The organism is Nitrobacter sp. CN101, assembly GCF_055390255.1.
This window is the reverse complement of record NZ_AP038833.1, coordinates 3,603,937-3,617,300: the sequence shown is the minus strand read 5'-3', so window position 1 is coordinate 3,617,300 and position 13,364 is coordinate 3,603,937. Positions and strand designations below refer to the sequence as shown.

Annotated in this window: 17 protein-coding genes; 9 read left to right on the top strand and 8 right to left on the bottom strand. The window is 60.1% G+C overall.

What is annotated here, in order from left to right:
* Positions 1-160: 160 nt before the first annotated feature.
* Positions 161-424, bottom strand: a complete 264-nt coding sequence (locus tag ACZ5IL_RS18100; protein ID WP_425908441.1) for a PsiF family protein — start codon at positions 422-424, stop codon at positions 161-163.
* A gap of 183 nt (positions 425-607) precedes the next feature.
* Between ACZ5IL_RS18100 and ACZ5IL_RS18095 the strand changes: the two genes are divergently transcribed.
* Positions 608-1,045, top strand: coding sequence for a hypothetical protein (locus ACZ5IL_RS18095; RefSeq protein WP_464593660.1), 438 nt, complete (start codon positions 608-610; stop codon positions 1,043-1,045).
* Between the two features lie 6 nt (positions 1,046-1,051).
* Positions 1,052-1,720 (top strand): DsbA family protein, encoded by a 669-nt coding sequence (locus ACZ5IL_RS18090; RefSeq protein WP_464593658.1) that lies wholly within the window; start codon positions 1,052-1,054, stop codon positions 1,718-1,720.
* Positions 1,721-1,867: 147 nt separating this feature from the next.
* Here ACZ5IL_RS18090 and ACZ5IL_RS18085 read toward each other — a convergent pair whose 3' ends face one another.
* Positions 1,868-2,269, bottom strand: coding sequence for a group III truncated hemoglobin (locus ACZ5IL_RS18085; protein ID WP_464596937.1), 402 nt, complete (start codon positions 2,267-2,269; stop codon positions 1,868-1,870).
* Between the two features lie 17 nt (positions 2,270-2,286).
* On the bottom strand, positions 2,287-2,469 hold the full coding sequence (locus tag ACZ5IL_RS18080) for a hypothetical protein (protein ID WP_158081546.1): 183 nt from the start codon (positions 2,467-2,469) through the stop codon (positions 2,287-2,289).
* Positions 2,470-2,573: 104 nt separating this feature from the next.
* On the opposite strand from ACZ5IL_RS18080, the gene ACZ5IL_RS18075 reads away from it, so the two are divergent.
* On the top strand, positions 2,574-3,026 hold the full coding sequence (locus ACZ5IL_RS18075; RefSeq protein ID WP_464593655.1) for an RrF2 family transcriptional regulator: 453 nt from the start codon (positions 2,574-2,576) through the stop codon (positions 3,024-3,026).
* A 94-nt stretch (positions 3,027-3,120) separates the two neighbouring features.
* On the opposite strand, the gene ACZ5IL_RS18070 is transcribed toward ACZ5IL_RS18075, so the two are convergent.
* From ACZ5IL_RS18070 to ACZ5IL_RS18055, 4 genes are all read right to left on the bottom strand, one after another.
* Positions 3,121-4,092, bottom strand: coding sequence for a S1C family serine protease (locus tag ACZ5IL_RS18070; RefSeq protein WP_425908449.1), 972 nt, complete (start codon positions 4,090-4,092; stop codon positions 3,121-3,123).
* 128 nt (positions 4,093-4,220) lie between these two features.
* Positions 4,221-4,778 carry an HNH endonuclease gene (locus ACZ5IL_RS18065; protein WP_464593653.1) on the bottom strand — a complete coding sequence of 186 codons (558 nt, stop codon included), beginning with the start codon at positions 4,776-4,778 and terminating at the stop codon, positions 4,221-4,223.
* Positions 4,779-5,082: 304 nt separating this feature from the next.
* Positions 5,083-6,609: an ATP-binding protein gene (locus tag ACZ5IL_RS18060; protein WP_464593651.1), complete on the bottom strand. Its 1,527-nt coding sequence runs from the start codon at positions 6,607-6,609 to the stop codon at positions 5,083-5,085.
* 112 nt (positions 6,610-6,721) lie between these two features.
* Positions 6,722-7,375 (bottom strand): DNA-3-methyladenine glycosylase family protein, encoded by a 654-nt coding sequence (locus tag ACZ5IL_RS18055; RefSeq protein ID WP_464593649.1) that lies wholly within the window; start codon positions 7,373-7,375, stop codon positions 6,722-6,724.
* 45 nt (positions 7,376-7,420) lie between these two features.
* Here ACZ5IL_RS18055 and gluQRS point away from each other — a divergent pair, with 45 nt between their 5' ends.
* Entirely contained in the window at positions 7,421-8,293 is an 873-nt protein-coding gene (gene gluQRS, locus ACZ5IL_RS18050; RefSeq protein ID WP_464593647.1) for a tRNA glutamyl-Q(34) synthetase GluQRS, read from the top strand.
* Between the two features lie 120 nt (positions 8,294-8,413).
* Positions 8,414-9,670: an ATP-binding protein gene (locus ACZ5IL_RS18045; RefSeq protein WP_464593645.1), complete on the top strand. Its 1,257-nt coding sequence runs from the start codon at positions 8,414-8,416 to the stop codon at positions 9,668-9,670.
* Here ACZ5IL_RS18045 and ACZ5IL_RS18040 read toward each other — a convergent pair.
* Complete coding sequence (locus tag ACZ5IL_RS18040) at positions 9,597-10,490, bottom strand: YihY/virulence factor BrkB family protein (protein ID WP_464593643.1); 894 nt, start codon at positions 10,488-10,490, stop codon at positions 9,597-9,599. The two genes, ACZ5IL_RS18045 and ACZ5IL_RS18040, sit on opposite strands and share 74 nt — an antisense overlap.
* A 143-nt stretch (positions 10,491-10,633) precedes the next feature.
* Here ACZ5IL_RS18040 and ACZ5IL_RS18035 point away from each other — a divergent pair, with 143 nt between their 5' ends.
* The 4 genes from ACZ5IL_RS18035 to ACZ5IL_RS18020 all read left to right on the top strand — a co-directional run bounded on the left by ACZ5IL_RS18035 (position 10,634) and on the right by ACZ5IL_RS18020 (position 13,276).
* Positions 10,634-10,828 (top strand): twin transmembrane helix small protein, encoded by a 195-nt coding sequence (locus tag ACZ5IL_RS18035; RefSeq protein WP_464593641.1) that lies wholly within the window; start codon positions 10,634-10,636, stop codon positions 10,826-10,828.
* A gap of 29 nt (positions 10,829-10,857) precedes the next feature.
* The gene (locus ACZ5IL_RS18030) at positions 10,858-11,430 is read left to right on the top strand and encodes a cob(I)yrinic acid a,c-diamide adenosyltransferase (protein ID WP_464593639.1); all 573 of its coding nucleotides are present in this window, start codon (positions 10,858-10,860) and stop codon (positions 11,428-11,430) included.
* Between the two features lie 152 nt (positions 11,431-11,582).
* The gene (locus ACZ5IL_RS18025) at positions 11,583-12,332 is read left to right on the top strand and encodes an electron transfer flavoprotein subunit beta/FixA family protein (protein ID WP_464593637.1); all 750 of its coding nucleotides are present in this window, start codon (positions 11,583-11,585) and stop codon (positions 12,330-12,332) included.
* Positions 12,332-13,276: an electron transfer flavoprotein subunit alpha/FixB family protein gene (locus ACZ5IL_RS18020; RefSeq protein ID WP_464593635.1), complete on the top strand. Its 945-nt coding sequence runs from the start codon at positions 12,332-12,334 to the stop codon at positions 13,274-13,276. Before ACZ5IL_RS18025 ends, ACZ5IL_RS18020 begins: the two co-directional genes overlap by 1 nt.
* The last annotated feature ends 88 nt before the right edge of the window (positions 13,277-13,364 follow it).

Sequence of the window (13,364 nt, the reverse complement as noted above, 5' to 3'; positions counted from 1 at the left end):
TGGCATCAAGGTAGGGCTCCAGTAGCTTGTTTTGAGCCGCATTCTTTACGCGAACCGACCCCGGACTCGCTTGCGGTCGAACATTTTGATCAGGCTGGCGGATGGCAAGCCCGATAGTGTCGCAGGTTGGGTGACCTGTCGACACTATCGGGCGAGCGGATCAGTTCGGGTTGGCCGCTTTGGCCTTGCACCCGGAGAGGAATTTCTTGCGTTCCTTGCCGTGCAGGCCTTTGGCGGTGGCCTCTTTCGAGCATTCGAGCGAAGCTGCGGTGCGCGGCTTTTGGACCTTCTTGGTGGCGGGCGCCATCTTTGAAGTCGGTGCGGGCGTTGCGGGTGCGGTAGGCGCGGCAGTCTGGGCGAATGCCGTGCCGCCGAGCAGCAGAGACCCAGCGAGGATCGCGATGAAGCGGGAAGACGTGGTCATGAAAAATTCCTCAGGTTGATAACGGCTTCAACGTCGCGGAGCCGGCCTGAACGGTGGCTGAACGGCCTTGAGCCGATCCCCACATGAAGCATTTTTTTGGAGTCAGTCCGGGCGCGGCGTTGAAACGGCCGTCGGCGACGCTAGGATGTCGGCCCATCCTCGATGTCCGGGAAGGACAAACACATGACAGGTTATTTGAAACTGCTGGGCGCCGCGACGGTGTCCGGTCTGCTTGGACTTTCGGTACTGCCCGCCAAAGCACTGACCGCGCAGGAGTGCAGCGCAAAGTATCAGGCCGCGAAATCAGCGGGCACGCTCAACGGTCAGAAGTGGAACGACTTCCGCAAGGCTCAGTGCGGAGCGGCGGCAACTGCCCCGGAGGCAGCCGAGACGCCAGCGCCCAAGACCGCAGCTCCTTCGGCTACGTCAGCCGGCAACGCGGTTTTCCCATCGGCGGTGTCGCCGAAATATGCTAGCGAATCAGCTGGCAAGGGGCGCAGGCACACTTGCCTTGATCAATACAAGGCCAACAAGACCACCAACGCCAATGGCGGATTGAAATGGATCATGAAGGGCGGCGGCTACTACAGCGAATGTAGCAAGCGGCTCAAGGGCGTCTGATCGATCATGCCAAAATCGCAGGACACGTCCGGCAATTCGACAAGACGCGGGCTGCTGCGGGCCTTCGGCCTGGGAGTGGTCACGGCAGGTCTGACGCGCGCGCCGACGCTTGCCGAGACCTCTGACGAAGTTCTGACTGAAGCACAAGTGTTGCGCGATCAGGAGATTCCGGCGGCGGGCAACGTGCATGGCGATATCACGATCGTCGAGTATTTTGATTACAACTGTTCCTATTGCCGCAAGCTTGCGCCGGAGCTTGCTCAGGTGGTGCATGACGACGGCAAGGTTCGGCTGATTCTCAAGGATTGGCCGATCCTTGGTCCCAGTTCGGTCTATGCATCGCGTCTGGCGTTGGCGTCCAAGTATCAGGGTAAATTCGTTGTCGCGCACGAAGCTCTGATCCGTACCAGTTCACGTTTGACCGAGCCGCACGTTCGCGAACTGCTGGCAGATGCGAAGATCGATGTCGATCGCGCGGCCAAGGACATGGTCGCCAACGCCGGCGCGATCGACTCCATTCTGAAGCGTAACAATGATCAGGCGATCGCCTTCGGATTCAACGGAACGCCCGCGTTTATTATCGGGAAATTCCGTGTGCCTGGCGTATTGACCACGACGCAGTTCGGTCAGGCCATCGCGGATGCGCGCAAAGCAGCGGCTACGAAGACAAAATGAAAGCAACGATTAGAGCATGATCCCGACCCGAAGGACCGCACCAGCGCAAAACCGATTTTCGGATAAGATCGTGCTCAATCGAAAGAATGAACAGAGTTTGATTCAACGCAGTTGAATTGGACTCTAGTGTAGCGTCAGTTCGTCGGATCACGTCACATTCGTGGAAGCCTGCGGCGGCCACGGCCGGTCAGGCCGGTAGAACACCGCAATTTTCAGGCTTTCAGCGATGCGTTCGGCCTTTTCCTTGAAGGCTGCGCGGATCGGCTCGTCGCACAGTTCACAGCAGGTCTCGTCGAACAGTGCGAGCCATTGGGTGAACAGCTCCGGCTTCATGCCCGGTATCACCATGTGCTTCATCATAGGGTTGCCCTTGTAGCGGCCGGTGGTCAGCATGACCGACGACCAGAACGCGTACATCTTCTCAAGATGGTGGGGCCAGTTATCCTTGATCTTGTTCTCGAAAACCGGCCCCAACTCGGAATCGACGCGCACCTTCGTATAAAAAGCGTCGACGAGCTGGCGAATGCCGTCCTCGGTCACGTGATCCATCTTGTCGGACACGAGTGTCATGCGAGAAAAGCCATGACGATGACTCCGGCCACTGTCCAAATCAGTGAATTAACCAACATGCGGACCAGGTGGGAATAATCCCCGGAGTTATTGCGGATTCCGAGAGCGTTGCAGACGACCGTCCCCGGCAGCAGGAAAGGCTTTGCGACGGTGTCACTGATCGTGGCGTTCTCGCGCATGAAACGCTCCTTTACAAAAGTCAGCATGTCCATACATGTGCAGTTGCGCAAAAGCAATATCTAAAATATAGCTTTTGCGTGACCGTCGTCACGGGAAAATCTGCATGCGCCTCACCACCTATTCGGACTACGCATTGCGGGTACTGATGTATCTCGCGCTCAGGTCCGATGGGCTGTCGACAATCGCAGAGATTGCTGGGAGCTATAAGATTTCCGAGGCTCACTTGATGAAGGTGGTTCATCAATTGGGGGTAGCGGGATATATCGAAACCGTACGCGGCCGCGGCGGCGGACTGCGCCTCGCCAAGCCCGCCGAGACGATTGGGCTGGCAGAGGTCATTCGTACGACTGAGCCGGATATGGCGATCGTGTCGTGCTTGAAGCCGCTTAACGCGCCCTGCATGATCAATCCCAGCTGCGTGCTCAAGCGCGCGTTGGAGCGGGCGCAACAGGCTTTCATGGAGGTTCTGGAAGGATATACGCTGGCCGATCTCGCGGCTCCCCGCGCGCGCCTTTCAGGTCTGCTTGGCATCTCTCCAAACGCATCAACGCAATAAAAGTCAGATGGCGGACTGGCGCGGCTTCCGACAAGACAGCGTCATGAGGCGCACGACGCCGTGATCAGCGGAGCCTCGGTTAGTGTAGCCTTGCTTAGTGAAGTCTTGGCCTCTTCAGCATCCGGGCACGGTCGGTGGATTTTATCACCACGTCGAAGGTGTCTCCCTCGCGATGGAGCGTCAGCGGCACATCGACGCCGGCGGGACCCAGCGCCCACAATTTGCGATAGAGCTGGGCCGCGTCCGACACCTTTTCTCCCTTCACCGCAAGGATCGCGTCGCCAGCGCGCAGTTCGGCGCGGTCTGCCGGTCCTTTTGGCACGATGCCGACGGCGACCACCCTGTCTTCGATCTCGGCGGTGAATATGCCGAGCCAGGGTCGGGCCGGCTTGTTGACCTGCCCAAACTTCCGCAGGTCGTCGAGAACGGGCTTCAGCAGATCTATCGGCACGTTCATATTGAGATGCTCGTTCCGGCGAGCGTCCTCCCGCTCGAGCTGCAACGAGCCGATCCCGATCAATTCGCCAGCTGCCGAGATCAGGCCGGTGCCGCCCCAATTGGGATGCGCCGGGCGAGTGAAGATGGCTTCGTCGATAAGGTATTCCCAGTAGCCGGCGAATTCCTCCTTTGAGATGACCTGGCCCGCGAGCGAACGGGACCGTCCGCCGACTCCGGCGACCACGACCGGGTCATTGACTTTGGCGGCGGCCGACGAGCCTAGCGGCAGCGGTTCAAGATCGAGATCACCGAGGGCTTGTACCAGACCGAAGCCGCTTTCCCGATCGACGCCAACCGTGTCCGCCTGCACCACGCGGCCGTCCGCAAGATGCAGCCATACAGATTCCGCCTCGGTGACGACATAGCCAATCGTCAGAACGAGGCCATCGGCGATCACGACGCCATTCCCGGCGCGCTCGGTGCCGAGGGTGTCCGCGGTGAGGGCATCGGGCGGTACAATAGAATGCAGTCCGACGACGGTGGACAGCGCGCGGTCCAGATCGAAGCGGTAGTCCTCCGGACGCGGCTGGGCGGAGCTTGGCACCTTCCATTCGGTCAATGAAGCCATGCGGATTCTCCGTGCGGTGCATATGCGGACAGCCGTTCGTAGGCATCAGAAGATGTAGTAATGCCTTATGCGAGCAATCAGCTTGTGGGCCAGGCGTTCTCCGTGAAAGCGGCATGGCGACGTTGCGGCTAAGGATCGAGTTCGGTGTCCCAATAGAGATAGTCCAACCAGCTGTCGTGCAGATAGTTCGGTGGAAACAACCTGCCGTTTCGGTGCAACTGATGCACGGTCGGCGCGAATGGTGCCTGACGCGGGAACATCCCGGCCTGTTGTGGCGTCAGGTTGCCCTTCCGCAGATTGCACGGTGAGCAGGCAGCGACAACGTTGTCCCAGGTGGTTTGACCGCCCTTGCTGCGCGGAATGATGTGGTCGAAGGTGAGATCCTCGACAGCTGTGCAATACTGACACATGAACCTGTCGCGCAGGAATACATTAAAGCGGGTGAAGGCGGGGTGGGTCGACGGCTTCACGAAAGACTTCAGCGACACCACGCTCGGAAGCTGCATTTCGAACGAGGGGCTGCGCACCGCGCGGTCGTAGTGTTCAACAATGTTGACGCGATCGAGGAACACCGCCTTGATCGCATCCTGCCACGACCAAAGAGACAGCGGATAGTAACTCAGCGGCCGGAAGTCTGCGTTCAGGACCAGCACCGGCCAGCTGCCCTGCGAGACATGCGCGTTCAATTAGCGCCTCCAGAGCACTTTTCCCGACAAAGTGAAACGCCGGTTTGCCGCGGAAAATGCATCCAATATCTATGACTGAGCGCACTCTGATCGCAAACCGGCACTTTTGCGAAGCACGCTCCAGTTCCATGTTTGGCCGCATCGGCTTTGAGGCGGCTTACGATGGCATAGTACAGTCAGCGTGACGGGATTGTGAAGAGCGTAAGCCCGGCTTTTCTGCTGGGCCAGCTTGTCAGCTGGTCTGGGCCTGCTCCACCCCCGGCGCGGCAAGAAGCAAAAACCGCTAACCCTTGTTGCGGAATCGCTAGGAGGACAGCTTGGCGAGAGCCTGGCTCAGCTCATGAATTTCGTAGGGTTTTCGAAGAACGTGAAAGTCCAGCTTGCGTCCAGCAAGAGCTTCGCTGTAGCCGGTGGCCAGCAACACCGGCAAGTGTGGATACGTCGCGCGGAGCATCTTGGCCAGACCGAGACCATCTATTTTTCCCGGCATCACGATATCGGTGAAGACCAAATCGATACCATCACGCTCGATCTCTAACAACGCAGCCTCTGCATTGTTGGAGACTCGCACGCGATAGCCAAGCTGTTCAAGCAGTCCCGCGCTCGCCTCCGCGACATCCGGATTGTCTTCGACGAGCAGGACGGTGCCACCTCTCGCTCTCGTGCCGCGACGGCTCGACCCGCTTTCCTCTGCGCAAAGCGTTTCGGTGGGCGGAAGATAGAGCGTAACCGTGGTACCATAACCGAGCTCGCTCTCGATGCCGACATGCCCTCCGGCTTGATGAGCGAAACCATGCACCTGTGATAATCCGAGACCCGTTCCTTTTCCGGCGGGTTTCGTCGTAAAGAACGGGTCGAACACCTTTGCAAGGATATCTGTCGGAATACCGTCTCCGGTATCCTCAACTGAGATGGCGACATAGCGTCCTTCGGGCTCGTCCATTTTGGTTATGTTTCTCGCCTTCACGATGACCTGCCCACCATCGGTCATAGCGTCGCGCGCGTTGATGACCAGGTTGAGCAGCGCCGTCTCGAATTCGGTTGCATCGATCGTGACCGGCCACGCGTCGTCGAGCGTGTCGATATGCAGGGTGATCGCCTTGCCAAGGCCGCTCCGGAGAACGTCGGTGATTGATTGAATGCGTTCAGAGACATCGGTCGGCAAGGGGTTGACGCTTTGTCGCCGGGAGAACGTCAGGAGTTGCCTGGTGAGCGTGGCCCCGCGTTTGGTTGCTGTCTCGATGGCGTGAACCGCCCGCAGCGCTTTCGGTTCGCTCTCGACAATCTTTTTCAATGTTTGGATGTTGCCGCTGACGATCATCAGCAGATTGTTGAAGTCGTGAGCGACCCCGCCCGTGAGCTGGCCGAGCGCATCCATCTTCTGCGATTCCGCGAGTTGCCGCTGCACGCGCTCAAGCTTCTGCTGGGCCTCACGGCGTTCCGTGATATCCCGCGTGACCTTTGCAAAACCGATGAGATTTCCGAAGTCGTCGCGAATGGCGTCAATAATGACGCTGGCCCAGAAAAAGGAACCGTCCTTACGGACCCGCCAACCTTCTTCGTCGTATCGCCCCGTGGAACTGGCAATGTTTAGAGCCCGGGCCGGTCGCCCGGCGGCGCGGTCTGAGTCCGTATAAAAACGCGCGAAGTTCTGGCCGATGATTTCGTCGGGACGATATCCCTTGATACGTTCCGCACCCGCGTTCCAGTTGATGATGGTCCCCGTAGGATCCAGCATGAAGATCGCGTAGTCGATCACCCCTTGAACAAGAATCCGATGCTCGCTGTCGAACAGGCCTTTGTTGTTATTATGATTATGGTTTTTTGGCATTTCCCGACGCTTAACTTTACAGCCCGTCGGTATAATCTGCGTTCGGTCGATAAGTTCCCATCTTGCGCACGAGCGCAGGTCGCCCGCGCTGCCGAAGCCAAACATAACCCGTCTACTTCGGTTCGGGAACGATACCTTCTCTGCGCTTGATAACCTTATAGTAGGCCCACCACAAATGCGTTGCAGCGCCGCGCAAGGGTCGCCATGGCTCCGCGAGCGACGCCATCTGTTTCGGCGTCGGCCGGTTCGTCAGCCCGAGGCCGACCTTGACCGCCTCCTGGAGCGCGACGTCGCCGGCCGGCCAGGCATCGCCATGGCCAAGGCAGAACAGCAGATAAACGTCCGCGGTCCACGGTCCGATGCCGCGATGCCGGACCAGCGTCGCATGGGCGGCGTCGGCATCCTCTTCGGCGAGCACGTCCAGGTTGAGTCGGCTCGCCGAGATCTCGCGCGCGAGCAGCTTCAGCGTGGCGATCTTTGCCGCCGACAATCCCAGCCGGCCGAGTCGGTCGACGCGCGCCGTGCGAATCGCGTCGTGATGGAATGGCTCGAAGGCGGCGCTGAGTCGTCCCCAGATCGCGCCGGCGCTTGCGGTGGACAATTGCTGGCCGCAGACGATTGCGGCGAGACCTTCGAAACCAGGCTCGCGCCGGCGCAGGGCGGGAAGGCCGGTGCGCGCGAGGATCGGTTTCAGCCGCGAATCCTGCTTCACCAACGCGCTGACCGCGTCGTCAAGGTCGGATTGGGTTTCCAGGCGGACCGTCATTCGTTAGTACTTCAGCGTCACGGTCGGTTATGCAAGCAAAGATCAATGCCGCCACCCGTTCTCCGTTTTGCACCGTCGTCGAACGGTTTTCTGCATCTCGGACACGCCTTTTCGGCGCTCATGAATTTTGAATCCGCCCAGCGGAGGAAAGGCCGATTTCTGCTGCGGATAGAGGACATTGATGCAACCCGGTGCCGTCCCGAGTTTGAAACGGCGATCTACCAAGACCTCGCCTGGCTTGGCGTTTCATGGGAGATTCCGGTGCGGCGGCAGTCCGAGCACCTTGCCGATTATCGCGCAGCACTCGACCGCCTCGCTATGCTTGGAGTGCTTTACCCGAGTTTCGAGAGCCGCGCCGAGATTGCGGCGCTCGTCAAAGCTCGCGAAGTAGATGGCGCCTGGCCGCGCGATCCCGATGGCGTACCACTTTATCCGGGTACAGCGAAATCGCTCGCGGCCACTGAGCGCGAACGGCGGCTGCGGTCCGGCGCGCCCTTCGCGTTGCGTCTGGATATGGAGGCGGCGTGCCGGCTCGCAGGCCGTCTCACGTGGATCGAGCGGGGCTCCGGCCCGGACGGGGAGACCGGCGAAGTTCTCGCGCGGCCAGAAGTCTGGGGTGATGTCATTCTCGCCCGGAAAGACATTCCGACCAGCTATCATTTGTCGGTTGTGATCGACGATGCGCTCCAGGGGATTACCGACGTGATGCGCGGGCAGGACCTGTTCGGGTCGACCGCCGTGCACCGGCTGCTGCAAAAAATCCTGGACTTGCCTCAGCCGGTTTACAACCACCACGATCTAATCCGCGATAGCGACGGGAAGAAGTTGTCCAAGTCGTCAGAGGCGATCGGGTTGAGGGAGCTACGCATCCGCGGAATGACGCCCGGGAAGGTCCGCAGCTTTGTCGGCCTGCCTTGAAACTGCCGCAACGCGGCTGCGTTGGTTGGCCGTAAAGCATCTTTGCACGACAAACCATCCCCGACGTGACTCGCGCGTTCGAGCCGTGGCATGCTGGCGCGGGGTGGGGAAAGCAAAATCATGGCGCCGACATCGCGCGGGTTGCGCAGGTCGCCGAAGCCTAAAAGGCGACCGGCGAAAAAGCGGGCTCTGAAGAAGTCCTCGAAGCTTGCAAAGACCGGGCGGCCGTCTTCTCAATCAACGTCTGGCGTCGTCGAGGATGCGCTCGCCGCGTTTGCGCATGAGGTGCGTACACCGCTTACCGGGATTCTCGCCATCAGTGATCTGCTCGCCACCTCCGATCTCGGCGAGCGCGAGCGACGCTGGGTGGAGACCATTAAGGCCGGCGCTGACCATCTCGCCAGTCTGGCGACGTTGTTCGTCGATGCGGCGCGAAGCCGCCGTTCGGCGCCGGGCGGACGGCAGGATTTCTTCGATCTGCGAGCGCTGGCGCGCAACGCTGGCGATTCGCTGGCCGGCCGCGCAACGGCCAAGGGCCTGCGCTCTGCTGTCGAAATTTCAGACAGATTGCCGGTGTTCGTGACCGGCGATGCCGTTCGCCTGCGCGCGGCGCTGGAGAATCTCATCGACAATGCGATCAAGTTTACCGAGCAGGGTGACGTCGTCCTCAAGGTTACGGCGCCGCGGCGGTCAGGAGAACAAATCGGCGTGACCTTCGTGGTATCCGATAGCGGGATCGGCTTGTCTCTCGCCGAAATCCGGCGGCTGTTCCGGCCATACTCGCAGGCCAATGTCTCTATCGCATCGCGCTTCGGCGGCGCCGGCCTCGGGCTCTCCTCGGTGAAGCAACTGGCGCGCGCGATGGGCGGAGATGTTATGGCGACGCAGCGGCGCGGCGGCGGCACCACGTTCACCTTCACCGTTCTGCTGACGCCAGCCGAGGGACCGGTAGCGATACAGCCTGGCGACGACCTCGATAGGTCTTCGGATGTTTCGAGCGGACTCCGCGTTCTCAGCGTTGAGGATAATCCGTTCGGGCGCGTCGTGCTCAACACAATTCTTACCGAACTTGGTCATCAGGCCGAGTTCGTCGGACGAGGCGAGGATGCCATTCAGCGCATCGCGCAAGGAGGATTCGATGCAGTGCTGATGGATATGGTGCTGCCTGGGATCACTGGGATTGAGGCGATCGGACGTATCCGGGCGCTTGATGCGCCCGTGGGGCGCGTTGCCATCATCGGCGTATCCGGCAGGAGCGACGATGAGGCGGCATCACGCGCAGCCGGCGGCAACGCGTTTCTGGTCAAGCCTGTTTCTCCTCGGGCTTTAGCGACTGCGCTGCTTGAAGCGAAACGCCGCGCGGCAACCTCGACTTGATGATCGCCGCGTTCAGTTCGCCGCCGAAAACGAAGATCGCGGCGATGAAATAGAGAAACACCAGCGCGATGACGACCGATGCGAGGCCCGCATACATTGTGACGTAATTGTTGGCGAAGCGTGCAAGATAAAGGCCGAAGCCGACGCCCGACATCAGTGAGGCCAGCATGGTGAAGATGATGCCGGGGATGATCTGCAGAAAGGATCGCCGACCCGCCGGCAGCCACGCGTGCAGGATCAGCAGCGCGGCAAACATCGCAAGGATGGTAATGCCATAGCGGGCGAGGTTGAGCAGGCTCTCATTCGATTCGACGATCAGCGGGATATGGCGTTTCGCGGCGGCGATGATCAACGGACCTAGCACGATCAGGAACGCCATCGCCAACGTTGTCACCGCGGCAACCAGCGTATATCCGATCGATTCCAGTCGGAGCCAGTACCAGCGGCGCATCTCGATCACCGCATAGGCGCGGTTTAAGGCGACCCGCAGGCTTTCGACGCCGTTCGATGCGAAGTAGACCGCGAGCACGAGACCGACTGTCAGCGCATCGCCGCGCGATGTCGTCAGCACGTCATGGATTTCGCGCGACAACGTATTGGCGACCTGATCCGGCCAAATCTGTAGCATCAGGTCTGCCGCCTGGTCGGCGAGCCCCTTGGATCCGAAGAAGCCCGCCAGGGACGTCAGGACAATCAGGAACGGGAATAGCGCCATCAGCGCCGATAGCGCGATATGGCTTGCGATTGCCCAGCCGTCGTCGGCAAGAAACGTGTAGAAGGCGTCCGTTCCGACCAGACAGAGGTATCGGATTTGTCTCACGTTTCACCCTGACAACGTCGAGGAGCGCCACCTCGGCACCGTTTACTATCTGATATCAATACATAAAAGACCAGATTGTTGCGTGGAATTGAATCTCGTTGCCAACAATGGCGCAGCCGCGGTTGCGATGATATGTATGAACCATGACAGTGTTTTTCAGCATGGTATTGGTTCCCGTCGCGGTGGCCTCGGTCGCTACTGTATTGGTGATGGGTCTTGTCAACATGATGCGGGGCGGTAGTCCCAACCTCTCGCAGAAGCTTATGCGAATGCGGGTTGTCCTGCAGTTCGTTGCGATCATCCTCACCATGGTCACGATCTGGATGCTTGGGCAGTGACGGATTGATAGCCTGGCACCGGAGCACCGATGGTCGTTCTCAACCGAATCTACACACGCACAGGTGACGACGGCACGACCGCGCTCGGCACCGGTGAGCGACGCCCGAAATACGATCTCCGTGTCAGCGCCTACGGGACTGTTGACGAGACCAACGCCGCGATCGGCGTGGTCCGGCTGCATCTTTCCGGCGCGCCCGATCTTGATGGGATGTTAGGCCGCATTCAGAACGATCTGTTCGATCTCGGCGCTGACCTTGCGGTGCCTCAACGCGAGGGCAAAGCCGAGCGGCTTCGCGTGGTGTCCAGCCAGGTCGTGCGTCTGGAGAACGATATCGACAGCCTCAATGCAGGGCTGCCCGATCTGACATCGTTCGTGCTGCCAGGGGGAACGCCCGCCGCGGCGTATCTCCATTCGGCGCGAACCGTTTGTCGCCGCGCGGAACGCATGATGGTGGAACTCGCTGCGCAGCCCGGTGAACCGGTCAGCGATGCCGCCGTAAGATACATGAACCGTTTGTCGGATTTTCTATTTGTGGCCAGCCGTTTTATGAACGCCAAGGGCGCGGGCGACGTGCTCTGGGTGCCCGGTCAAAATAGATGATCACGACCCGATAGCTTCCTGGCTGCGCCGGGACCATTGAGGCTGCGTTTTTTGGCCTTCCCGCGTTGACCACTGGAAACCGGACCTTTAGGTTCCGCGCCGAAGCTCACACTCGCGGTTGATCCAACCAACGCTCGGTTCGAGAGAGGTCGATGAAGATTCTGGTGCCGGTCAAGCGGGTCGTCGATTTCAATGTGAAGATTCGCCTCAAGGGCGACGGATCTGGCGTCGAGCTTGCGAACGTCAAGATGTCGATAAATCCTTTCGACGAAATCGCGGTGGAGGAAGCTTTGCGCCTTCAGGAAGCCGGCAAGGCCACCGAAGTCGTATTGGTGTCGATTGGCCCGTCTCAGGCCGCGGACACGATCCGCACCGGTCTCGCCATGGGCGCCGACCGAGGCATCCTTGTCACGTCCGATGAACCTGTCGAGCCGCTGGCGGTTGCCAAGATCCTCAGGGCGGTTGTCGAAGAGGAAGGCCCTGGGCTGATTATTCTGGGCAAGCAGGCCATTGACGACGATTCAAATCAGACCGGCCAGATGCTGGCAGGGCTACTTGGATGGGCGCAGGCAACCTTTGCGTCAAAGCTCGAGGTCGATGGGACCTATTTCAATGTGACACGTGAAGTGGATGGCGGGCTGCAGACGGTCAGGCTGAAAAGGCCGGCGATCGTGACGACTGATCTGCGGCTCAACGAGCCGCGGTATGCCAGTCTTCCGAACATTATGAAGGCCAAGAAGAAGCCGATCGTTATGAGGGCTGCCAACCAATACGGCGTCGATCTCGCGCCGCGCCTTGAAATCCTCAAGACCACCGAACCTCCGGGCCGCAAGGCGGGCGTCAAGGTCAAGGATGTCGCCGAGCTGGTGTCCAAGCTCAGGAACGAAGCCGGGGTAATCTGATGACCACGTTGCTGATCGCCGAACATGACCACGCGTCGCTGAAGGATGTCACGAGCAAGGCACTGACCGCTGCCATTCAGCTCGGCTCGCCGGTCGAGGTGCTTGTCGCGGGTGAGAACGCCAAGGGCGCCGCCGAGAGCGCGGCGAGACTGAAGGGCGTCGCGAAAGTGCTGCTTGCGGATAACCCGGCCTATGGCCACGATCTCGCCGAGCCGCTCGCCGCGCTGATCCGCTCCTTGGCGTCTGGTTATGATGCATTGATTGCGCCGGCAACCTCTCGCTTCAAGAATGTGATGCCGCGCGTTGCGGCGTTGCTCGACGTGATGCAGATCTCGGAAATCATCACGGTAGTCGCGCCCGATACCTTTGAGCGGCCAATCTACGCTGGCAATGCGATTCAGACGGTCAGGTCCAGGGATGCCAAGAAGGTCATCACGGTGCGCACATCGACCTTTGCCGCGGCCGGTGAGGGCGGTAGCGCCTCCGTGGAGACCATCGTCGCGGTGGCTGATCCGGGGCTGTCGAGTTTCGTCAGCGAGCGGGTTGCCAGGAATAATCGCCCGGAATTGGCCTCGGCGAGGATCATTGTCTCCGGAGGCCGCGGCATGCGAAGCAGCGCCAACTTCACCAAGTATATCGAGCCGCTGGCGGACAAGCTCGGCGCCGGCGTTGGTGCGTCGCGAGCCGCCGTGGACGCGGGCTTCGCGCCAAATGACTGGCAGGTCGGGCAGACGGGCAAGGTAGTGGCGCCGGACCTTTATATCGCCGTCGGCATTTCCGGTGCGATCCAGCATCTCGCCGGTATGAAGGACTCCAAGGTCATCGTGGCGATCAACCAGGACGCGGATGCGCCTATTTTCCAGGTTGCGGATTACGGCCTGGTGGCTGACTTGTATCAGGCGGTTCCTGAACTTACGGAAGAACTGGGAAAGCTAGACCGCTAACGATGATCCAAGGAGTGCTCCCGGAGCAACGGACTTCAGCCGGGGTTTGTGCAAGAATGGAGTGCGCCGCGGTCTGCGCGGTTCAGGA